Annotated in this window: 18 protein-coding genes; 8 read left to right on the forward strand and 10 right to left on the reverse strand. The window is 67.0% G+C overall.

Going from position 1 to position 22,559, the window contains the following annotated elements:
• Positions 1 to 2: 2 nt before the first annotated feature.
• On the forward strand, positions 3 to 1,763 hold the full coding sequence (locus tag AYJ57_RS18145) for a GMC family oxidoreductase (protein ID WP_193789536.1): 1,761 nt from the start codon (positions 3 to 5) through the stop codon (positions 1,761 to 1,763).
• 188 nt (positions 1,764 to 1,951) lie between these two features.
• Here AYJ57_RS18145 and ilvD read toward each other — a convergent pair whose 3' ends face one another.
• The 4 genes from ilvD to AYJ57_RS18165 form a co-directional block, all read right to left on the reverse strand.
• The gene (gene ilvD, locus AYJ57_RS18150; protein ID WP_066109293.1) at positions 1,952 to 3,781 is read right to left on the reverse strand and encodes a dihydroxy-acid dehydratase; all 1,830 of its coding nucleotides are present in this window, start codon (positions 3,779 to 3,781) and stop codon (positions 1,952 to 1,954) included.
• Positions 3,782 to 4,155: 374 nt separating this feature from the next.
• On the reverse strand, positions 4,156 to 5,553 hold the full coding sequence (gene rimK / locus AYJ57_RS18155; RefSeq protein ID WP_066109296.1) for a 30S ribosomal protein S6--L-glutamate ligase: 1,398 nt from the start codon (positions 5,551 to 5,553) through the stop codon (positions 4,156 to 4,158).
• 162 nt (positions 5,554 to 5,715) lie between these two features.
• On the reverse strand, positions 5,716 to 6,222 hold the full coding sequence (locus AYJ57_RS18160) for a DUF6636 domain-containing protein (RefSeq protein ID WP_237220223.1): 507 nt from the start codon (positions 6,220 to 6,222) through the stop codon (positions 5,716 to 5,718).
• Between the two features lie 209 nt (positions 6,223 to 6,431).
• Positions 6,432 to 7,391, reverse strand: coding sequence for an L-malyl-CoA/beta-methylmalyl-CoA lyase (locus AYJ57_RS18165; RefSeq protein ID WP_066109299.1), 960 nt, complete (start codon positions 7,389 to 7,391; stop codon positions 6,432 to 6,434).
• A 328-nt stretch (positions 7,392 to 7,719) separates the two neighbouring features.
• On the opposite strand from AYJ57_RS18165, the gene dgcN reads away from it, so the two are divergent.
• The 7 genes from dgcN to AYJ57_RS18200 all read left to right on the forward strand — a co-directional run bounded on the left by dgcN (position 7,720) and on the right by AYJ57_RS18200 (position 16,110).
• Positions 7,720 to 8,721, forward strand: a complete 1,002-nt coding sequence (dgcN, locus tag AYJ57_RS18170) for an N-acetyltransferase DgcN (RefSeq protein WP_066109302.1) — start codon at positions 7,720 to 7,722, stop codon at positions 8,719 to 8,721.
• Between the two features lie 90 nt (positions 8,722 to 8,811).
• Entirely contained in the window at positions 8,812 to 9,777 is a 966-nt protein-coding gene (gene dgcA, locus AYJ57_RS18175; RefSeq protein ID WP_066109308.1) for an N-acetyl-D-Glu racemase DgcA, read from the forward strand.
• A gap of 133 nt (positions 9,778 to 9,910) precedes the next feature.
• Positions 9,911 to 10,771 (forward strand): D-amino-acid transaminase, encoded by an 861-nt coding sequence (locus AYJ57_RS18180; protein WP_066109311.1) that lies wholly within the window; start codon positions 9,911 to 9,913, stop codon positions 10,769 to 10,771.
• A 327-nt stretch (positions 10,772 to 11,098) separates the two neighbouring features.
• Entirely contained in the window at positions 11,099 to 13,102 is a 2,004-nt protein-coding gene (locus AYJ57_RS18185) for a DUF3604 domain-containing protein (protein ID WP_066109313.1), read from the forward strand.
• A gap of 80 nt (positions 13,103 to 13,182) precedes the next feature.
• The gene (locus AYJ57_RS18190; RefSeq protein ID WP_066109315.1) at positions 13,183 to 14,013 is read left to right on the forward strand and encodes a peptidyl-prolyl cis-trans isomerase; all 831 of its coding nucleotides are present in this window, start codon (positions 13,183 to 13,185) and stop codon (positions 14,011 to 14,013) included.
• Positions 14,010 to 15,005: a HupE/UreJ family protein gene (locus AYJ57_RS18195; RefSeq protein WP_066109316.1), complete on the forward strand. Its 996-nt coding sequence runs from the start codon at positions 14,010 to 14,012 to the stop codon at positions 15,003 to 15,005. The genes AYJ57_RS18190 and AYJ57_RS18195 overlap by 4 nt, the downstream gene beginning before the upstream one ends.
• 55 nt (positions 15,006 to 15,060) lie before the next feature.
• Positions 15,061 to 16,110, forward strand: a complete 1,050-nt coding sequence (locus AYJ57_RS18200; protein ID WP_157374257.1) for a hypothetical protein — start codon at positions 15,061 to 15,063, stop codon at positions 16,108 to 16,110.
• A gap of 39 nt (positions 16,111 to 16,149) precedes the next feature.
• Here the strand turns inward: AYJ57_RS18200 and AYJ57_RS18205 are convergent, their stop codons facing one another.
• From AYJ57_RS18205 to AYJ57_RS18230, 6 genes are read right to left on the reverse strand one after another with little or no spacing between them, the layout of a single operon-like run.
• The gene (locus tag AYJ57_RS18205; RefSeq protein ID WP_066109320.1) at positions 16,150 to 16,890 is read right to left on the reverse strand and encodes an SDR family oxidoreductase; all 741 of its coding nucleotides are present in this window, start codon (positions 16,888 to 16,890) and stop codon (positions 16,150 to 16,152) included.
• Positions 16,890 to 17,945, reverse strand: coding sequence for an Ldh family oxidoreductase (locus AYJ57_RS18210; RefSeq protein WP_066109326.1), 1,056 nt, complete (start codon positions 17,943 to 17,945; stop codon positions 16,890 to 16,892). Before AYJ57_RS18210 ends, AYJ57_RS18205 begins: the two co-directional genes overlap by 1 nt.
• 57 nt (positions 17,946 to 18,002) lie before the next feature.
• On the reverse strand, positions 18,003 to 19,043 hold the full coding sequence (locus tag AYJ57_RS18215) for a DUF475 domain-containing protein (protein ID WP_066109329.1): 1,041 nt from the start codon (positions 19,041 to 19,043) through the stop codon (positions 18,003 to 18,005).
• Positions 19,040 to 20,008 (reverse strand): 2-hydroxyacid dehydrogenase, encoded by a 969-nt coding sequence (locus AYJ57_RS18220; RefSeq protein WP_066109334.1) that lies wholly within the window; start codon positions 20,006 to 20,008, stop codon positions 19,040 to 19,042. Before AYJ57_RS18220 ends, AYJ57_RS18215 begins: the two co-directional genes overlap by 4 nt.
• On the reverse strand, positions 20,005 to 21,636 hold the full coding sequence (locus AYJ57_RS18225) for an ABC transporter ATP-binding protein (RefSeq protein WP_066109337.1): 1,632 nt from the start codon (positions 21,634 to 21,636) through the stop codon (positions 20,005 to 20,007). The genes AYJ57_RS18220 and AYJ57_RS18225 overlap by 4 nt, the downstream gene beginning before the upstream one ends.
• On the reverse strand, positions 21,633 to 22,526 hold the full coding sequence (locus tag AYJ57_RS18230) for an ABC transporter permease (protein ID WP_217621119.1): 894 nt from the start codon (positions 22,524 to 22,526) through the stop codon (positions 21,633 to 21,635). The genes AYJ57_RS18225 and AYJ57_RS18230 overlap by 4 nt, the downstream gene beginning before the upstream one ends.
• Positions 22,527 to 22,559: the final 33 nt, after the last annotated feature.

A 22,559-nucleotide genomic window follows, 5' to 3' on the forward strand; every position in this document is an offset into this window, starting at 1 on the left:
AGATGGAAGATTTTGACGGGAATATGACCGACGCGCAGGCGGGGGAGTTCGATTACATCATCGTGGGGGCAGGATCGGCGGGCTGTGTGCTGGCCGAACGGCTCTCGGCGGACCCCGACAACCGGGTGCTGCTGCTCGAGGAGGGCAAGGGCACCGGCGGTCACTGGCTCAGTCAGGTGCCACGGGCGCAGCAGCGGCTGCTCGAGGACCCGACGCGCCGCTACAGCTATCACGTCGAGCCCGGCCCGCGCGGCCCGGCAGAGCGCTGGCTGCGCGGGCGGATGCCCGGCGGCACCAGCGCGGTGGGCAATGCGCTCTGGCTGCGCGGCGGTGAGGCGGATTGGACCCGCATGGCGCGCGCCTTGGGCAGCGAGGATTGGGGCTGGGCCGAGATGTCGCGCTGCCTGCGCCAGATCGAGCATCACGCCTTTGGGGCCAGCGACACCCGCGGTCGCGGCGGCCCGCTGGAGGTCAAGCTCGGCCAGCCGCTGTCGCCGCTGATGCAGGCGGTGATGCAGGCCGGGGCCGAAAGCGGCTGGCGCCAGCGCTACGATCCCAACGAGGAAGACCCCGAGGGGCTCGGCCCGGCGGCGTGGACGATCGACGAGAAGGGGCGGCGGACCACGGCGTGGACGGCCTTTGTGCGCCGCGCGCGCGACCGTCCGAACCTGCGCATCGAAACCGGCGTGCGCGTCGACCGGGTGCTGCTGGACGAGGGCCGTGCGCGCGGCGTCGAGGGGCGCCGCGGCACCGCGCAGCTGCTGTTCGACGCGCGCGGCGAGGTGATCCTCTGCGCCGGGGCCATCGTCACCCCCAAGCTGCTGATGCTGTCCGGCATCGGCGACGGCATGGCGCTGCGCCGCGCCGGGATCGAGGCGAAACACCACAGCCCCAACATCGGCTGGGGGCTGCGCGATCAGCTGACGCTGGCTACCAACTGGCGGCTGCGGCATTGGCGCGACAGCGACAACCGGGCGCTCACCGGCATGCGGCTGTGGCTCAACGTGCTGCGCTTTTTGGTTTCGAGCGAAGGCGTGCTGAGCCGGGGCGGCGCGGAACTGGTTGGTTTCGTCGCGGCGCAGAAGGGCGCCGAGCGGCCCGACACGATGATCTCTGCCGCCGCGCATTCCTTTGATCCGGCGCAGGGGGTCAGCGGCTGCGAGGCCGAGCCCGGCATGCGTCTCACCTGTCACACGCTGCGGCCCGACAGCACCGGCTATGTCTTTGCCTCCGGGCCCGATCCGGACCTGCCGCCGCAGATCGAAGCCAATTACCTATCGAACGAGCGCGACCGTCTGCGCGCGGTCGAGGCGGTGCGGCTGCTGCGCAAACTGGCGCGGCGTCCGGCGCTGTCGGAGTTCATCGAGGGCGAGACGGTGATCTCGGCATGGGCCAAGACCGACGATGACATCCTCGATCTTTACCGCCGCTACAGCCGCTCGGCCTGCCATGCGGTGGGCAGCTGCGCCATGGGCGTCGAAGAGACCATGCCGCTCGATGCGCGGCTGCGGGTGCGCGGCATCGAACGGCTGCGGGTCTGCGACGCCTCGATCTTCCCCGAGATGCCCGCAGGAGGCACGCTGGCGCCGGTGATGGCCGCCGCGTTGCGCGCCGCCGAGCTTATCCTCGCCGATGCCGCCGGGCGCGATGCGACCGGCGAAGAAACGGACACGCAGCTGGACCCTGATGCAGAGGCCGAGCCAGATGCCGCCGCGCCCGCCGAAGCCGCCACAACAGAGGCACGCGAAACCCGCGCCAGCTAGCCCCGGCGCCGCGTCCCGCGTCTTCGCTTAGACAAAAATTCCCGGGGGAGGCCGCGCGCAGGCGCGGCCCGGGGGCAGCGCCCCCAAAAAGAAACGGCCATCCCCGCGGGGCCCGGGGGCAACGCCCCTAAAAAGAAACGGCCGTCCCCATGGGGACGGCCAATTTCGTTCTACCTGCCCGAGGCGGCTCAGATCTGCCGCACGGCACCCTTGGCGGCCGAAGTGGTCAGCGCGGCATAGGCCTTCAGCGCCTTGGAGACCTTGCGCTTGCGCTGCTCGTCCGGCTGCCAGCCCTTTTCCTCGCGCGCCGCACGACGCTCGGCGATCACCGCGTCATCCACCGCAAGGTTGATCTTGCGGTTGGGGATGTCGATCTCGATCATGTCGCCCTCTTCCACGAGGCCGATGGTGCCGCCCTCTGCCGCTTCCGGCGAGACGTGACCGATCGACAGGCCCGAGGAGCCGCCCGAGAAGCGCCCGTCGGTGACCAGCGCGCAGTCTTTGCCAAGGCCCTTCGATTTCAGGTAGGAGGTCGGGTAGAGCATTTCCTGCATGCCCGGACCGCCGCGCGGCCCTTCGTAGCGGATCAGCACCACGTCGCCCTTGTGCACCTTGCCGGTGAGGATCGCGCTCACCGCGGTGTCCTGCGATTCAAAGATGCGCGCGGGGCCGTGGAACGTCAGGATCGACTCGTCCACGCCCGCGGTCTTCACGATGCAGCCATCCTCGGCGAGGTTGCCGTAGAGCACCGCAAGCCCGCCATCCTTGGAAAACGCGTGCTCGGCGTCGCGGATCACCCCGGCCTGACGGTCGAGATCAAGCGTGTCATAGCGCATGGACTGCGAGAATGCGGTGGTCGAGCGCACTCCGCCCGGCGCGGCGCGGAAGAAATCATGCACCGATTCCGAGTTGGTGCGCGTCACGTCCCAGCGGTCGAGCGCATGCGCCATGGTCTCGGCGTGCACCGTGTGCACCGAGGTGTCGAGCAGGCCGGCACGGTCGAGCTGGCCGAGGATCGACATGATGCCCCCCGCCCGGTGCACGTCTTCCATATGCACGTCGTCCTTGGCGGGCGCGACCTTGCACAGCACCGGCACGTTGCGCGACAGCCGGTCGATGTCGGACATCTCGAAGGGCACTTCGCCTTCGTTCGCGGCGGCCAGCAGGTGCAGCACGGTGTTGGTCGAGCCGCCCATGGCGATGTCCAGCGTCATGGCGTTCTCGAAGGCCTTCACCGTGGCGATCGAGCGCGGCAGCACCGTGGCGTCGTTCTGCTCGTAGTAACGCTTGGCGAGGTCGACGATCAGATGACCGGCCTCGACGAACAGCCGCTGGCGGTCCGAGTGGGTGGCCAGCGTCGAGCCGTTGCCGGGCAGCGACAGGCCAAGCGCCTCGGTCAGGCAGTTCATCGAGTTGGCGGTGAACATCCCCGAGCAGGAGCCGCAGGTCGGGCAGGCGGCTTCTTCGATCGCCTGAACCTGCGCGTCGGTGTATTTGTCGTCGGCGGCGGCGACCATGGCGTCGACCAGATCCAGCGCCTTTTCGGTGCCTTCCCATTCGACTTTGCCCGCTTCCATCGGGCCACCCGAAACAAAGACCACGGGGATGTTGAGGCGCATGGCGGCCATCAGCATGCCGGGGGTGATCTTGTCGCAGTTGGAGATGCAGACCATGGCGTCGGCGCAATGCGCGTTGACCATATATTCCACCGAGTCGGCGATGATCTCGCGCGAGGGCAGCGAGTAGAGCATGCCGTCGTGGCCCATGGCGATGCCGTCATCCACCGCGATGGTGTTGAACTCCTTGGCGACGCCGCCGGCCTTCTCGACCTCGCGGGCGACCATCTGGCCCAGGTCCTTGAGGTGCACGTGGCCGGGCACGAATTGGGTGAAGGAGTTCACGATCGCAATGATCGGCTTGTTCCAGTCGCCGTCCGTCATGCCAGTGGCGCGCCACAGGCCGCGGGCGCCGGCCATGTTGCGGCCGTGGGTGGTGGTGCGGGAGCGATAGGCAGGCATGGGGCATCCCCTCGGAGTTTGGATTACCGGGGGTGTTTAACGCCCATAGGGGGCAGCGGCAAGGGCAAGGCGATGCCGCAGCGCGGCGCGACGCAAGAAGGTTGCGCTTTGCGGGGGTTCCCGCGTTCGAAAGTTCTCATGAACCTCCGTAAGGGCGCAATTTTTCGTGCGCCGACAATGCCCTTTCGCCAGCCCCGCCCGGACTCAGGGCCAAAGGCCGCCGGGCGTGCGCCTGCCCGTACCGGCGGGCTGGCGCTTTGGTGGGCGAGCACGACGTTCGACACTCGTCCAAGCTTGGCCAGGATAAAGCGCAGACCGCAGCCGTCGCGGCGCCACCCCACGGGCAGGCGCGCGCCCGGCCTGCGCCGAGGCGGTTATCCCGCGCTGCGCTTCGTGCGGCTTTTCGAGCGTGGCGGCTTCGGGGCCACCTTGGTCTCGATGTGCTCCATGATTAGCCCGGCGATGTCCTTGCCCGAGGTCTTCTCGATGCCCTCGAGGCCCGGCGAGCTGTTCACCTCCAGCACCTTGGGACCGTCGGCGCCGCGCAGCAGGTCCACACCCGCCACGTCGAGCTTCATCGCCCGTGCCGCTTTGATCGCCACCTCGCGCTCCTCGCGCGAGATCCGCACCTTCTCGGCGGTGCCACCCTGATGCAGGTTCGAGCGGAAGTCGTCGGGCTTGCCGCGGCGACGCATGGTGGCCACCACCTTGCCGCCGACCACGAGGCAGCGGATGTCCTCACCGGCGGCTTCCTTGACGAAGCTCTGCACGAGGAAATCCGCCTTCAGCCCCTGAAAGGCGCTGATCACGCTTTCGGCGGCCTTGCGGGTTTCGGCCAGCACCACGCCCTTGCCCTGACTGCTTTCCAGCAGCTTCAGCACCAACGGCGCACCGCCCACCAGTTCCACCAGATTGCCCGAATCCTTGGGGCTGCGGGCAAAGGCGGTGGTCGGCATGCCGATGCGGTGACGGGCCAGCACCTGATGTGCGTGCAGCTTGTCGCGCGAGACGCTGATGCCTTCCGAGCCCGAGAGGCAATAGGTGCCCATGCTCTCGAACTGGCGCACCACGGCGGTGCCGTAGCTGGTGATCGAGGCCCCGATGCGCGGGATCACCGCGTCGTAATGGGGCAGGCGGCGGCCGTCGTAATGCACTTCGCCGCCAACGGCGCGGATGTTCATATAGCAGCGCGAGGTGTCGATCACCTCCATCGCGTGGCCACGGGTTTCGGCGGCTTCGATCAGGCGCTGGGTGGAGTAGTTGTTCGGCTCGCGGGTCAGCACCGCGAGGCGCAGCGCCCGCTGCGCGCGCTGGCGGCGGGGCAGGGCGCGGTAGACGTCGAATGACAGCTCGGGTTGCTGCATGCGCTGGGTCGGCGAAACGATCATGTCGTCGAGCAGCGCGCTGCGGCCCAGCAGCATGCGATAGGCCATGCTGCCCCGGTCGGTGAGGGTGATCTCGATCGGCCAGCGGCGCTCGCCCATCACCACCTCTGCTTCGATCACGAAGCGCAGCTCGGTCTCGCCGTTCGACGAGGTCACCTCGCGCCGGTCCTTGAGCGGTGCCGAGCAGATGATCTCGAGATCAGGATCGGCGGGGTCGGGGTGGATGGCGAAGCGGACCATCGGCTTGTCAGCCGAGCCGAAGGGCTCGATGGCGAAGGCGTGCAGGGCCGAGGTCCGCGCGCCGGTATCAACCTTGGCGCGGATCGCGGGCAGGCCGAGGCCGGGCAAGGCCAGCCATTCTTCCCATCCGAGCGTGAACTGCGTCATCAACAACCTCCTTGGCGCGCATGAATTGCGGAACTCGTCCGGCGCGCTCTAGCTGCGCACGGTAACAGGCGCAACACGGCCCGTGCGTCCCGCGCATTTTCCGTCTCCTCGTGGGGCTGAAGCTGGGGTGCGGGCCGGGCCTGTCCAGTCTTCGCGGCCCGGCTACCAGACCTTGAGCACGCGGCGCGACAGCAAAAAGCCGTGGCCATCGGCGTTCTGGCACTGCAGCCCGGTCTTTTGTGACAGGCAGGAAATGCCGCCCCATCGGGCCGAGACGCCATAGGGCGCGATATCGACCCCCGGCGCGGTGTTCTTGGGGCCCGGCCCGCCGCAGACCATGGTCACCGGGCCTTGTTCGAGCAGGATGTAACTGTGGCCCCAAGGGGCCGCGCAGGACGCCGGACGCGGCAAGGCGGGCGCGGCGCTGAACTCGAAGATCGCGCATTGCAGGTCCGTCGCGGTGCCGCTGTCGCCGATATAACATTCGATGTTGCCGGAGGGGGTCTTGAATGGCGTGACATCGGCGCGGGCGGGCGCGGGGAGTAGGGCGATGAGGGGCAGGGCAATGAGGGGCAGGGCAATGAGGGTCAGGGCAAATATTAACAGACCGTTAGGGAACGGCTGGGCGGCAGGCAGGCAAAAGCGAAGGCGGCGGTGCGCGAGGCTCATGGCACGGCTCCGTGCAGGGAAATGGGATGGGTGAAATGACGTCTTTGATATGCGGGCAGGCTAGGCGGCAGGCGGCGCTCGGGTCAAGGCCGCTAAGGTCAGAGCGGGGACCGCAATAAAAAGGCCGTCCCCGCGGGGACGGCCTTTTGTCAGAGCGGTGCAATGCCGGATCGCCGCCCCTGTCCCCGCGGGGACAGCGGTTTTGCGGCTCAGGCGCTGGCGATCATCTCGGACTGGCGCACGATCACCTCGGCCTGTTTGATCGAGGCGATGTCCACCAGACGGCCCTTGTAGACCGTGGCACCCTCGCCCTTGGCCTTGGCCGCTTCCATGGCGGCGAGGATCTCGCGCGCCTCGGTCACCGCGCCCTCGGAGGGGGTAAAGACCTCATTGGCCAGCGCCACCTGCTTGGGGTGAATGGCCCATTTGCCGACCATGCCCAGCGTCGCCGAGCGCAGCGCCTGCGCGCGGTAGCCCTCGTCGTCCGAGAAATCACCGAAGGGGCCATCGACCGGCAGCACGCCATGGGTGCGGCAGGCGGCGACGATGGCGGCCTGCGCCCAGTGCCACGGATCGGACCAGTGTTTGGCGCCTTCGTGCAGCATGTAGTAATTCTCTTGCGTGCCACCGATGCCGGTGGTCGCCATGCCCATGGAGGCGGCGAAATCGGCGGCGCCTAGGCTCATCGCCTCAAGCCGGGGCGAGGCGGCGGCGATCTCTTCCACATGGGCGATACCCGCGGCAGACTCGATGATCACCTCAAAGGCGATCGGCTTGCTCCGGCCTTTGGCGCGCTCGACGGCGGTAACCAGCGCATCCACGGCATAAAGGTCCCCTGCGCAGCCCACTTTCGGGATCATGATCTGGTCGAGCCGGTCGCTGGCCTGCTCCAAAAGATCGACCACGTCGCGGTACCAATAGGGCGTGTCGAGCCCGTTGATCCGCACCGAAAGCGTCTTCTTGCCCCAGTCGATATCGCCGATGGCCTCGATGATATTGGCGCGCGCACTATCCTTGTCGTCGGGGGCGACCGAGTCCTCGAGGTCGAGGTTGATCACGTCCGCGGCGCTGGCGGCCATCTTCTCGAAGATCGCCGGACGCGAGCCGGGGCCGAAAAGCTGGCAGCGGTTCGGGCGGGCGGGCGCGGCGGGCTGGATGCGAAAGCTCATTTGATCACCTCGGGTGGGTAATGAAGTTACGTTCAGGCTGGCACATGGGTTATTAAATTGCGTGATGCTGCGCAAGCGAAATTTGCCGCGTTGCGGCGCAAACTCTGCCGCCTCCTGCCGCGATACCGTGCACGATTCTTCGGCGTTGGTGCCGAAATGCGTGGAAATTTGGCGTTGCTGCGCGCGCGAACGTGCAAATCGAGACGGATTTGCGTGGGATGCAGGGCAAACTCAGCGTCGAAACCGGTCGCGGGCCTGTGCGCCTCCCAAACACCACACGCGCAGCCGCCGACACGATAGCAGACACAAACACAGGGAATAGAATACCATGATCGAGACGCCGTATCTCCTCTTCCTCGGTGACGCCCCCGACGGTCTGGCCGCCAAGGTGGCACAGGGCATCAAGGACTGGCGCCCCGAGAACTGCGTTGGTCAGTTCCGCCTTGAAGGCTGCAAGGCCGATCTGGGCCTCAAGGACATGACCCTTGCCGAAGCCAAGGCCGCCGGTGCCAAGACGCTGGTGATCGGCGTCGCCAACCGTGGCGGCGTGATCTCGCAGACCTGGAAAAAGGTTCTGGTGGAAGCACTTGAGGAAGGCTTTGACCTTGCCTCGGGCCTGCACAACCTGCTGCGCAACGAAGAAGACCTCAAAGCCGTCGCCAAGGCCACCGGCCAGACGCTGCACGACGTGCGCATTCCTTCGGTGCAATATCCGATCGCCAACGGCGAGAAGCGCACCGGCAAGCGCCTGCTGGCCGTGGGCACCGATTGCTCGGTCGGCAAGATGTATACCGCGCTGGCTCTGGACGCGGCGATGCGCGAAAAGGGCATGAAGTCCACCTTCCGCGCCACCGGCCAGACCGGCATCCTGATCACCGGCGACGGTGTGCCGCTCGACGCGGTGATCGCCGACTTCATGGCCGGCTCGATCGAATATCTCACCCCCGACAATGAGCCCGATCACTGGGACATCATCGAGGGTCAGGGCTCGCTGTTCCACGTCTCCTACTCGGGCGTGACCATGGCGCTGGTGCATGGCGGTCAGCCGGACGCGCTGGTGCTCTGCCACGAGCCGACCCGCACCCATATGCGCGGCCTGCCGGGCTACAAGCTGCCGACGCTGGAAGCGGTGCGCGACGTGGCGCTGGAACTGGCCAAGGTCGCCAACCCCGACTGCAAGGTGATTGGCGTGTCGATCAACACCCAGCACATGGGCGAGGAAGAGGCCAAAGCCTATTGCGCCGAGGTCGAGGAAAGCCTTGGTCTGCCCTGCGTCGACCCCTACCGCCACGGCGCCGAGCGCCTCGCGGATGCGGTGGCGGCGCTCTGAGCCATCTGGCACAGTGACCACATCACCCCCGGCGGCGGCGCTTCCGGCGCCGGGGTTTGCGTATTTAAGGAACAATGAAAGGGGCAGGGTTTGAGCATCGAGGTCACCCGCGACACCTTCAAGCTGGCGCAGGTCTTCACCATCTCGCGCGGCAGCCGCACCGAATCCAAGGTGATCACCGTGAAGATCACCCGCGGCGGCATCACCGGCTGGGGCGAATGCGTGCCCTATGCGCGCTATGACGAAACGCTGGACAGCGTCGAGGCGCAGATCCAATCGCTGCCGCAGGATGTAACCCGCGAGGCGCTGCAGGATCTGCTGCCCGCAGGCGCCGCGCGCAACGCGGTGGATTGCGCGCTGTGGGATCTGGAGGCCAAGACCGCAGGCAAGCGCGTGTGGGATCTGCTGGATCTGCCCGCGCCGCAGCCCGAGGTGACGGCCTATACGCTCTCGCTCGCCGCCCCCGAAGAGATGCAGGCGCAGGCCGCCAAGAACGCCTTCCGCCCGCTGCTGAAGGTGAAGCTGGGCACGCCCGAGGATCTGCCGCGGCTCGAAGCCGTGCGCGCCGGGGCGCCCGAGAGCACCATCATCGTCGATGCCAATGAAGGCTGGACGCCCGAGGTCTATGCCGAGCTGGCGCCGCATCTGCAGCGTCTGGGTGTTGCCATGGTCGAGCAGCCGCTGCCCGCGGGCGAGGATGACGCGCTGCTGGGCATGGAGCGCCCGGTGCCGATCTGCGCCGATGAGAGCTGCCACGACCGCGCTTCGCTGCCGAGCCTCAAGGGCAAATACGACATCGTCAACATCAAGCTCGACAAGACCGGCGGTCTGACCGAGGCGCTGGCGCTGCTCGACGCGGCCAAGGCCGAGGGCTACGGCATCTTCGTCGGCTGCATGGTGGGCAGCTCGCTGGCCATGGCACCGGCGGTGATCGTGGCGCAGGGCGCGCAATACGTCGATCTCGACGCGCCGCTGCTGCTGGGCGAGGACCGCGAGGCGGCTCTGCTTTACGACGACGCGGGTGTGCATGCGCCCGAGGCGGCGCTCTGGGGCTGAGCCCCGGCGCCGGATGATTTCGATGGGGCGGCCCGCCCTATGCCGAAGCTGCTGTGTGGGCACCGGCGAGCGGGCTTGACCCCGGGTCCGCTTTGGCGGAACTGAGCGACAGAGAATTATGGAGAAAGCTGCAATGCGCACCGTTTACGTCAATGGCGAGTACCTGCCCGAGACCGAGGCCAAAGTGTCGATCTTCGACCGGGCCTTTCTGATGGCCGATGGGGTCTATGAGGTGACCTCGGTTCTTGGCGGCAAGCTGATCGATTTCGACGGCCACGCCAAGCGGCTCGCCCGCTCGCTGAAAGAGCTGGACATGAAGGCGCCCTGCACCGAGGAAGAGCTGCTGGCGATCCACCGCGAGCTGGTCAAGCTCAACGAGATCACCGATGGGCTCGTCTACCTGCAGGTTACCCGTGGCTCGGCTGGCGATCGCGATTTCGCCTTCCCCGACCCCGAGACCACCGAGCCGACGCTGGTGCTGTTCACCCAGAACAAGCCCGGCCTCGCCGACAACCCGGCGGCCAAGAAGGGCATCAAGGTGATCTCGCTGGAAGACATCCGCTGGGGCCGCCGCGACATCAAGACGGTGCAGCTGCTGTACCCGTCGATGGCCAAGATGGCCGCTAAGAAAGCCGGCTGCGACGATGCGTGGTTCGTCGAGGACGGCAAGGTGACCGAGGGCTCGTCGAACAACGCCTATATCGTCAAGGGCGGTAAGATCATCACCCGCGAGCTGTCGACCGACATCCTGCACGGCATCACCCGCGCCGCGGTGCTGCGGTTCGCCAAGGAAGCGCAGATGGTCGTGGAAGAGCGCAGCTTCACCATCGACGAGGCGAAAGACGCGGATGAGGCCTTTGTGACCTCGGCGTCCAGCTTCGTCATGCCGGTGGTCGAGGTCGACGGTGCTGCGGTCGGTGCGGGCACACCCGGCCCGGTGGCGACGCGTCTGCGCGAGATCTACCTCGAAGAAAGCATGAAAGTCGCGGTCTGACCGCAGACTGACAGACCTACAGGCGCGCAAGTCTGCGCGCTGATGGGAACGGCCGTGATGCAGCGCATCGCGGCCGTTTTTGCATGTGGGGGTCGCGGTGTTTGGGCCGCGCGACAGGGTAGCGGCGCGGGTCCGTGCTCAATTCAACCATGGCGTGAAAATTCTCTGGCTTCACGCAGGGACAGTGCCTATCGTGCCGGTATTACAGGCGATTTGGGCGGGGAGTCGCTGGGCTCTCATCATGCCACTTAGGGATTTTTACGTCGTGGCGGCGCGGGAGCCGGAGATTATCGGCGCGTGGCTGCGGCATTTACGCAGGAGCACCTCATGCGACCCAAGATGCAACCCAAGATGCAAACCAAGGCTTTCGGTGCCGCACTGACCGCGAGCGCGCTTTTCCTCACCCCAAGCGGGCTTTTTGCGCAGGAGAGCTCGCAGGAGGGCGGGGCCTATACCGCGGGCCTCTCCGGGCCGATCGACGTGATGAAGGGGCGGCCCTATTCGCCCTATGCCAACCGCGCCTTTCCGACCGATGTGTTCTTTGGCGACACCCATGTGCACACCGCGCTCTCGCCCGATGCGGGCGGCGCGGGCACCACGCTGGGGCCGCGCGATGCCTATCGCTACGCGCGCGGCGATCAGGTGACCACCAGCACCGGCCAGCCCAACAAGGTGCGCGTGCCCTACGACTTTTTCATGATCACCGACCATTCGGACGCGATGGGCGTGATCCAAGACATCATGATGGGCACGCCCGAGATCCTCGCCGATCCGGACGGCAAGAAATACCACGAGGATTTCAATGCGGGCGGGCAGGTGGCCGGGGATGCCATGTGGCGGCTGATCGAACAGTTCGGCCAAGGAGAGCTGCCCGAGGCGCTGAACTACCAGCCCGGCCTGCCGGCCTTTGACGCGGTCTGGTACGACATCGTCGACGCCGCCGAAGAGTTCAACGATCCCGGCAAGTTCACCACGTTCATCGCCTTTGAGTGGACCTCGCTGGAGAAGGGCAACAACCTGCACCGCAACGTGATCCTGCGCGACGGGGGCGAGCGGGCGAAACAGGTGATCGCCTATACGACGCAGCCGCCCATGGGCTCGAACAACCCGCGCGATCTGTGGAAATGGATGCAGAACTACGAGGACACCACCGGCGGCGACGTGCTGGCCATCCCGCACAATGGCAACCTGTCGAACGGCATGATGTTCGCCATGCAGGATGATTTCGACGGCGGCGCGCCCTATGATCCCGGTTATGCTGAGCAGCGCCAGAAATGGGAGCGGCTCTATGAGGCGACGCAGATGAAGGGCGACGGCGAGGCGCATCCCTTCCTGTCCCCCGATGACGCTTTTGCCGATTTCGAGACGTGGGATTACGGCAACCTCGACGCCACCGCCGCCAAGACCGAAGAGATGCTGCCCGGCGAATACGCCCGGTCCGGCCTGCTGCGCGGGATGGTGCTGGAGGAGGAGCTGGGCACCAACCCGTTCAAGTTTGGCATGGTGGGGGCCGGTGACAACCACGTCGCGGTGCCGAGCCCGGACAACGACAACTTCTTTGGCAAATACGCCACTTACGAGCCGTCGGCGCATCGGATCATCGAGGATGGCGAGCTGCATGTGGCGCTGGCCAACGAGGATCTGGGGCTGACCCTCTACAGCTACGAGTATATCACCTCTGGCCTCACCGCGGTCTGGGCGCAGGAGAACACCCGTGGGGCGCTGTTCGACGCGATGCAGCGGCGCGAGGTCTATGCCACCACCGGCACCCGCATCCGCGTGCGCTTCTTCGGTGGCTGGGACTACGCCGAAGACGACGCGCTGCGCCGGGATCTGGCGCTGGTGGGCTACACCAAGGGCGTGCCCATGGGATCGGACATGCCGCCCGCGCCCGAAGGGGCCGAAGCGCCGAGCTTCTTGGTCTACGCGCTGCGCGATTCCGCGGGGGCGAACCTCGACCGCGTGCAGGTGGTGAAGGGCTGGATCGACGCCGAGGGCACCCCGCAAGAGAAGGTCTATGACGTGGCGTGGTCGGATGATCGCACGCCCGCCGAGGATGGCACCGTTCCGCCGGTGGGCAGCACCGTCGATCTGTCGATCCCCAGCTGGACCAACACCATCGGCGCGGCGGAACTGGGCACGGTCTGGACCGACCCCGACTTCGATCCTGCGCTCAAGGCCTTCTACTACGCGCGGGTAATCGAGATCCCGACGCCGCGCTGGACGGCCTATGACGCGGTGAAATTCGACCTCGAACTGCCCGAGGAAGTGCCGATGACCAACCAGCAGCGCGCCTATACCTCGCCGATCTGGTACACTCCGGCGGAGTAAGGCGCGGCGCGCTGTGCTAGGATGCGGATGGCCCATGCTTTGGGCCGTCCATTTTGCGACTGATTTGAAGATTTTTGGCCATGCGACGCATTCTGAGCTCCCCGCTTCTGCATTTCTTCGTCATCGCGGGGGCGATCTTTGGCACCTACGCGCTGCTCGATGACACGCCCGAAGCGCCGCCGCCGGACGCGATCAGCCTCAGCGTCGCCGAAGCGCAGAACATGCGCGAGCGCTTCGCCGCCGTCTGGAACCGCCAGCCCACCCCGGCCGAGATGGACGGTCTGCTGAGTAACTGGGCCCGCGAGGAGGCGATGGTGCGCGAGGCGCTGCGCCTTGGGCTCGACAGTGGCGATGCGGCGATCCGCCAGCGGCTGGCGCAGAAAATGGAATTCATCGGCGAGTCGGGGGCGGCGGCGCTGGAGCCGGACGAAGCGGCGCTGGCGGCGTTTGTCGAGAGCCACCGCGCGCGCTTTGCGCTGCCCGCGCGCTATGCCTTCGAGCAGGTGCTGCTGGACGAGCAGGACCCCGGCGCGATCGAGGCGTTGCGCGTGAAGCTGCAGGAGGGCGCGGATCCGATGCTGATCGGGCGCGGCGCCATGCTGCCTCCGGCGCTGCCGCTGACCGGCGCGCCCGCCATCGACCGCAGCTTTGGCAGCGGCTTTCACAGCGCGCTGGCGGAACTGCCGACGGGGCAATGGCAGGGGCCGGTGCAGAGCGCCTATGGGCTGCATCTCATCCGTATCACCGACAGCGCCGCGCCGGAGCTGCCGCCGCTGGAGGCGATCCGCGACCGGGTCGAGGCGGAATGGCGGGCGGCCAAGGCCAAGGAGATGGGCGCGGCCTTCTCGGAGGCGCTGATGGAGCGCTATGAGATCACGCTGCCCTCCAGCGAAGAGGTTCTGGCGCAATGATCCGGCTGCTTTGCGTGCTGCTATTGTGTCTGAGCGTGCTGCCGGGACGCGGAGAGGCGCATGCGCTCGATCCGGGCTATCTGGAGCTGACCGCGCTGCGCGAAGGGCAGTGGCGGGTCAGCTGGCGGATGCCCGACGTGAGCGGCAAGCCCATGGCGATCAGCCCGGTGCTGCCCGAGGGCTGCACCGCCTCGGAGCCGCCGCCGCCAAGCTTTGACGGGCGCGGCTGGGTGAGCGGCTGGATCTCCACCTGCCCGCAGGGGCTTGCCGGGGGCACAATCGCCATCGACGGGCTGGAGCGCACCCGCACCGAGACGCTGGTGCGCTACGAGCTTGCGCCGGGGAAGATGCAGACCCAGCGGCTGACCAATGGCGCGCCCGCCTTCACCGTGCCTGCGGATCTGGACAGTTTGGGGGTGTTCACCAGCTACGTCGGGCTTGGGGTGACGCATATCCTCGAAGGGGTGGACCACCTGCTGTTTGTCTTCGCGCTGCTTCTGCTGATCCGTGGGCGCGGGCGGCTGCTGTGGGCGATCACTGCCTTTACCGCCGCGCATAGCGTCACGCTGGCCGCCGCCACGCTGGGCTGGCTGACCCTGCCGCCGCCGCCCGTCGAGGCGGTGATCGCCCTGTCGATCGTCTTTCTGGGTTATGAGCTGACCTTGCCGCCCGAGGCGCGCGACCAACTGGCGCAGCGGTTTCCATGGGTGATTTCCTTTACCTTCGGGCTGATCCACGGGCTGGGCTTCGCCGGGGCGCTGCGCGAGATCGGCTTGCCGCAGGATGACATCCCGCTGGCGCTGCTGTCGTTCAACATCGGGGTGGAGGCGGGGCAGATCCTGTTTATCTGCGGTGTGTTGATCCTTGGCCTGCTGGTGCACCGGCTGTTTCCGCTGCTGGAGCGCGGGCAGGCGCGGCTTGTCCGCGTTGCGGGCTACGGCATCGGCAGCCTTGCCGCCTTTTGGGTGATCGAGCGGGTGGCGGCCTTTTGAGACGTCGCGGCGCCCCGGCCATTGGGCCGGTGCCGTGGCGGGATGACACCGACCAGTGAAAGGAGCCGCCATGGCCTGCGCCCGGATGACCGCCCTTGCCCTGCTGAGCGCCGTCTTGCTGACGGCGACGCCGGCCTTGCCCTGCGCCTTTCACAATGTGCTGCCGGAGCGGACCGCCGCCGATTGGCTGGTGGAGGGCCGCGCGCTGGTGCTGGCGCGGCCAGATCCCGAAAACCCCTTCGCCTTTGCGCCGGTCGAGGTGCTGCGCGGCAAGGTGCCGAGCGATCTGGGCGCCTTTGTCGACAGTGTGAGCCGCCGTCGCCTCGCCGCGGCCCCCGAGAACAGCATGCTTTTTGCCCGCGACGGCGCGCGTTGGGTGCAGGTGGCCTATGTGGATGCCGATTTCCGTCCGGTGATGCGCCGCATCCTAAAAGAGGGGCCGGAGTGGACGAGCGGCTTTGACGCGCGGCGCTTCGCGCTCTTTGCGGGGCTGCAGGACCATCGCGACCGCGAGCTGCGCAATCTTGCGCTGCGCGAGATTGACAAGGCACCCTATGCGGAGCTGCGGCGGATCAAGCTGCGTCTGGGGGTGGCGGCGCTGATGGAGAATTTCTACACGCCGGTCAACGCGCCCTACCAACCGATCCGCGCGCTGCTGCTGGGGCTGGAAGGCTCGGAGGCCGCGCGGCGGGTGATCCATTCCACGCTTGAGGCCGCGGCCCACGGCGGCCAGAGCCCGACCTTGGGCGCCTTTGCCACGGCGCTGATCGAGATCGACGGGGCCGAGGGGGTGGCGCTGCTCGAGGAGAAATTCCTTGCCGATCCCGCGCAGCCGCTGGCCAAGCTCGAACTGGTGGTGGAGGCGCTGGCGATCCAGCATGGCGTTGGCTCTGCCGCGCTTAAGGGCCGGATTTCGGCGGCTTTGCAGGGGTTTGTGCAGACCCGTCCCGACGGCGCGGCGCTGGTGGCGCGGCAGTTTATCAGCCGCCGGGACTGGTCGCAGGCGGCGACGCTGGAGGCGATGATTCAGGCCCAGCGGTTCACCTCTTCGGCGACGCTGCTGCCCGTGGCGATCTACGTCGGGCAGGCGAAGCAGGCGATGTAGGGCGGGCGATTGCCGAGGGCCGGGCGCAGCCCGCAGCGCCTAGCCGCGCCCGATATAGGGCATCGCCGTCGCCATCAGCGTGACGAACTGGATGTTCGCCTCGGGTGGCAGGCTGGCCATATGGTGCACGGCGCGCGCGACCTCGCTCGCGTCGAACATCGGCTCCACCGCGATGGAGCCATCCGCCTGCGGAACGCCCTTCTGCTGCCCGGCGGACATCTCGGTCAGCGCGTTGCCGATGTCGATCTGACCGCAGGCGATGCCATAGGGGCGGCCATCCAGGGAAAGCGCGCGGGTCATCCCGGTGACCGCATGTTTCGAGGCGGTATAGGCGATAGAGCCGGGGCGCGGGACATGCGCCGAGACCGAGCCGTTGTTGATGATCCGCCCGCCTTGCGGATCCTGCGCGCGCATCCGGGCAAAGGCGGCGCGGGCGCAGAGGAACATGCCGGTGATGTTCACATCGGTGACCCGGCGCCAGTCTTCGAGCGAGACCTCATCCACCGGCACCGATTTCAGCCCCTGACCGGCGTTGTTGAACAGCACGTCGATCCGGCCCCATTGCGCCAGTGCCCGGTCGAAGGCGGCCTCGACCGAGGCCTCGTCGGTGACGTCGCAGGGCAGGGGCAGCGCGTCGGGGGCATCCTGCGCCATCTCGGTCAGCAGGCTTTCGCGGCGGCCGATGAGGCCCACGCGCCAGCCCTTTGCGAGAAAGTGCTGCGCGGTCTGGCGACCGATGCCCGAGGACGCGCCGGTGATGATGATCGTGCCTTGCGCCATCACGCGACCTCCAGCGCGCCCGCGTTAAGGCGCATGGCGGCCTCGTTCAGGGCCTCCAGCACTGAAGCCGCGACCGGCACGCCCTCGGCCAGCGCCCGCGCGCGTTTGGCGGCGGCGGAATCTCCGGGAACGCGCACCGCGCCCGTCGCGCCCGCTGCGGGCGGATTACTGCGGCAGGCCTCGGCCAGATGGTCGGATTGGTCGAGAAACGGATCGAGCCCGGCGAAAGCCTCGGGGTCCATCACCTGCAGGAAGACGCTTTGCGCCAGCGGTCCCGGCGCGTCGGTGTTGGCGCGGCCCTTGCCCGAGAGGCCTTGGGTCAGCAACTCCTCCGAGAGGGCAAGCCCATAGCCCTTGTGCCCTTTGAGCGCGCCGCCGAGCGGCAGCAGCGAGCCGCCGTGTTCTGTCACCTCGCGGGGATCGTCGGTGGGCGTGCCGTCGGCGGTCTGCGCCCAAGGCTCGGGGAAGCGGCCGCCGCTGCGCGCCAAGGTCTGCGTCATCGTGGTGGTGGTGATCGAGCAGGAGACATCTACCACGATCGGCGTGCCGCGCGTGGGAAAGCCATAGGCGATCGGGTTGGGGGTCAGCAGCGGGCGGGTGCCGCCATAGGGCGCCATGCGGTTGGCTGCCGGATTGGAACAGCTGAGACGGGCGATGAAGCCGCGCTCGGTGACCGGGCGCATGAAGGCCGCGAGCGCGCAGGTGTGATGCGAGGAGCGGATCGCCGCAGTGACGACTCCATGCGTGGTGACCCGGTCGCAGGCCCGCTCCAGCGCCCGGGTCACCAGCCATGCGCCGGGCAGCAGACGTCCGTCCCATACGAAACAGGCGCCGCGGTCCGACACAACCTCAGGGGCGCCGCTTCCGGACATCTCGCCCGAAGATAGCGCCTTGAGATACATTGGGATCAGCGAGACACCATGGGTGTCATGGCCGATCATATCGCCTTCGAGCAACACGCTCGCAGTGGTCTGAGCCTTGTCGGCCTCCATCCCTGCCGCAGCCAGAATATCGGTCGCAAAAGCCTGAAGACGGTCGTGGGGGATCAGGGGCATGGTGGTCCTTCCAAAAGTCGATTGGGACGCGCCCTGCGGCGGGCGCGGGTGCGGCGCTCAGCCCCGAGCCTCGAGCCGGTTGTGGCGGATCGAGGACCAGAGGGCGAGGCCGATCAGCACCGCGCCGATGAGGCCGGTGAGCAGTTCGGGCACATGCAGCAGCGACTGCGTGTACATAATGACCGACAGCACGAGGATCGAGTAAAAGGCGCCGTGTTCGAGATAGCGGAACTCGGCCAGCGTGCCTTTCTCGACCAGCATGATGGTCATCCCCCGCACGTAGAACGCGCCGATGCCAAGGCCGATGGCGATGAGGAACAGGTTCTGCGTCAGCGCAAAGGCCCCGATCACCCCGTCGAAGCTGAACGAAGCGTCCAGCACCTCGAGATACATGAACGCCCCGAAGCCGCCGCCCGCCGCGAGGTTGCGGGTGTCTTCGGCGCGGTCGAGCACCTGTCCCAGCAGGTCGACCCCGACGAAGGTGACCATGCCGCAGACCGCTGCGAAGAGGAAATCCGCGCTTTTGCCCTGCGGCAGCGCGGCGGAGAAGGCCAGCGCCAGCATGAGCACCGCGGCGATTTCGAGCCCGCGGATGGAGCCGCAGGCGCGCAGGCGGGTCTCGAGCGCGCGCACCCAGTCGATCTCTTTCTCCTGATCGATGAAGTAGCTCAGCGCCACCAGCATCAGGAAGGTGCCGCCGAAGGCCGCGATCGAGATGTGCGCCTCATGCATGACATGGGCGTATTGCTCGGGCTCGGCGGCGGCGAGCTTCAGCGCCGACCACGGGTCGATACGGGCCGCGACCGACACCACCGCCAACGGAAAGACGATGCGCATCCCGAAGACGGCGATCAGAATGCCCCATGTCAGGAAGCGCTGCCGCCAGATCGGGGTCATGTCCTTGAGCTTGTTGGCATTGACGATGGCATTGTCGAAGCTGAGCGAGATCTCCAGCACCGCCAGCACCGCGCCGACGGCGAGAAAGGTGACCGCGCCCGAGAGCGTGCCGGTGGTGGCCTGCCCCAGCCAGAACGACAGGGCCAGACCGGCGGCCGTGAAGGTCAGCGGCCAGCGGAAGTAGCTGAGCGTCGGTTTCATAGGCTTACCGCGGTTTCTGGCAGATCGAAGACAGGGGTGAGCAGGGGCTTGCCCGCAAAGAAGGCGGCGAGATTGTCGACCACGGTCTGTGCCATGGCGTCGCGGGTCTCGACCGTGCCGCTGGCGTGATGCGGGTAGAGCGTCACATTGGGCAGTTGCGTCAGCGCCGGGTTGGGGTTGGGCTCGTTGAGATAGACGTCGAGCGCGGCGCTGCCGAGCTTGCCGGTGGAGAGCGCCTCGATCAGCGCGGGTTCGTCCACCACGCTGCCGCGCGCCACGTTGATGAAGCTGCCCGTGGGGCCAAGCGCCTCGAGCACCGGCTTGTTGAACATGCCCTGCGTGGCGGCACCGCCGGGGACGATGGCGACGAGGATGTCGGCCCATTCCGCCAACGCCTGCACATCGGCGAAATAGCTCCACGGCAGATCGCGGGCGCTGCGGGCGGTATAGCCGATCTCCAGCCCCAGCGGCTCGAACCGCCGCGCGATGGCCTGCCCGATGGTGCCGATCCCGGCGATGCCCACCCGCTTGCCGCTCATGGAAGAGAGCAGCGGGTACATGCCTCTGCGGCCCCAGTCGCCCGAGCGCACATACTCATGCGCCGCCACCAGCTGCCGCCGGGTCGCCAGCGTCAGCAGCAGCGCCATATCCGCCACGTCGTCGCAGAGCGCGACCGAACTGTTGGTCAGCCAGATGCCGCGCTCCTGCAGCGCGTCCACATCGATGGGTTCGAACCCGGCGGAAGAGCAGCAGACGATCTTCAGATTGGGCAGATGGTCGAGATGCGCGCGGGTCAGCGCGGCGTGGCCGTTGGTGACGATGGCCTCGCAGCGCGGGCCATATTCGGCAAGGAAGGCCTGTTTGTCGTCTGCCTCGTCGTAGCGATGCAGGGTGTAGCTTTCTTCGAGCTGCGCCATGGCCTTGGGCCGGGCGGGGTAGACCACCAGAACATCACGTTTTTTCATGCCATTTCCTCCTGCGCGCGGTGCCTCGCGGCGCGACGGTCTGCCTGTATCTCGGGATCGGGATGCAGGCTCGCGGCCATGAGGTTGCGGGTGTAATCCTGTTGTGGGGCTTCAAAAATCTGCGCCACCGGTCCTTGCTCGACGATGCGCCCGCCCTGCATCACCACGACGCGGTGGGCAAAGTCGCGCACCAGCGGCAGATCGTGGGCGATAAAGAGATAGGACAGGCCAAAGTCCTGCTGCAGCTGCTCCAGCAGGTGGATCACCTGCGCCTGGATCGACACATCGAGCGCCGAGACGGCCTCGTCGCAGATGATCAGCTTCGGCTCCAGCGCCAAGGCGCGGGCGATGGCGATGCGCTGCCGCTGGCCGCCCGAGAACTGGTGCGGGTAGCGGTCCATATGCGAGGCGTTGAGCCCGACATGCTCGAGCAGTTCGCGCACCCGGTCGCGCCATTGCGGCTTGGGCAGAATGCCGGGGTGGATGACAAAGGCCTCGGCGATGATCTGATAGACCGACATGCGCGGGTTGAGCGACTGGGTCGGGTCCTGAAAGATCATCTGCACCTCGCGGCGGATATCGAACAGCTCGCGCGGGGGCATGGTCAGCAGATCGCGCCCCTGATAGAGCGCCTCGCCGCCGGTGGCCTCTTCGAGGCGCAGCAGCGTCTTGGCCAGCGTCGATTTGCCCGAGCCGCTTTCGCCGACGATGGCCACGGTCTCGCCCGGCAGAACCGTCAGGCTGGCATCTTCGAGCGCGACGAAGGCGCCGTAATGCTTGGACACATGATTGACCTCGAGGATCGGCTTGATCCCCGTGGCGAGCGGCGCTGCCATCTCCCCGGTGCCGGGAACGGCGGCGATCAGCTTTTTGGTGTAGGGGTGGACGGGGTTGCGGTAGACCTGCGCGGCGCTGCCGCTCTCGACGATCTCGCCAGCGTTCATCACCACCACGCGGTCGGCCACCTCTGCCACGACGCCAAGGTCATGGGTGATCAGCAGCATCCCCATGCCGGTTTCGCGCTGCAGATCCTCAAGCAGCGCGAGGATCTGCGCCTGCACCGTCACGTCGAGCGCCGTGGTCGGCTCGTCAGCGATCAGGATGTCGGGCTTTACCGCAAGCGCCATGGCAATCATCAGGCGCTGGCGCTGCCCGCCTGAGAACTGATGCGGGTAGGCGTCGATCTTTTCCTCGGCGTTGGGGATGCCGACGCGCTTCATCAGATCAAGCGTGGTGCGGCGCGCTTCGTCCTTGGAGATGCCGTGGGTGGTCATCGCCTCGGCGATCTGGAAGCCCACGGTGTAGACCGGGTTCAGATGGCTCAGCGGGTCCTGAAAGATCATCGCGATCCGGCGCCCGTTGATCTCGCGCCGCTGCTCCTGCGTCATGCCAAAGAGGCTCTCGCCGTTGAACAGGATTTCGCCCGAGACGATCTCGCCGGGGGGGATGTCGATCAGGTCCATGATGGCCGAGGCCGAGACCGATTTGCCCGAGCCGGATTCGCCGAGGATGGCAAGCGTCTCGCCCTTGTCGAGGTGCCAGCTGACGTTGCGCACCGCGTGGACCGTGCCGCCTGCCGTGTGGAAGTCGACCGACAGGTTGCGGACTTCGAGAAGATGTTCGGTCATTGCTTCTTCCTTGCGATTTCGAGCCGCCAGCGCTGCACCGGGTCAAGCGCGGTGCGCATCCAGTTCGAGAGCAGGTTGAGGGACAGGGTGGTGAGGATGATCACGAGGCCGGGCCAGAAGCTGAGCCACCATGCGGAGGTCAGGTAGGGGCGGCCTTGGCTGACCATCAGGCCCCATGTGATCTCGGGCGGCTGGATGCCGATGCCGAGGAAGCTGAGCGAGCTTTCCACCAGCACCACCAGCGCGAAGTCGAGCGTGGCGATGGTGACCAGCGTCGGCAGGATCACCGGCAGGATGTGGCGAAACACGATCCGCGGGGTCGAGGCGCCCATGACGGTGGCGGCCTGCACGAACATCCGGCCGCGGACCTCCAGCACCTCGGCGCGCGCGGTGCGCAGGTAGACCGGGATGCGGGTGATGGTCAGCACGACGATCAGGTTCCCGACCGAAGGCGGCAGCATGTAGAGCACGATCACCGCCAGCAGCAGCGAGGGGAAGGCCATGATCACATCGGCCAGACGCATGATGATCTGCGAGGTCACTTTGCGCGAGTAGCCGGCGATCATCCCCAGCGTGGTGCCGATGGTCAGCGAGCAGATCACCGCGCCGGTGGCGACGAAGAGCGTGTTTTGCGCGGCGACGATGATGCGCGACAGCAGCGGGCGGCCAAGGGCGTCGCCGCCCAGCCAATAGACCCATGCCTTCGAGAAATCGAACGGCGGGGCGTTGCGTCCGCGCAGGTTCTGCTTGGTGGCGATGTCTTCGAGGAACATCGGGCCAAACAGCGCGCAGAGCACCATGACGATCAGGAAGAGGGCCGAGAAGAAGGCGAATTTGTCCCGCCAGAGCATCCTCACCATCGTCAGTGCGGGGTGGGTGGGCTTTGTCATTTTCGGAGTGTCGGTTTCTGCAAGGGCCATGGG

It is taken from the genome of Salipiger sp. CCB-MM3, from assembly GCF_001687105.1.
Classification (GTDB): domain Bacteria; phylum Pseudomonadota; class Alphaproteobacteria; order Rhodobacterales; family Rhodobacteraceae; genus Salipiger.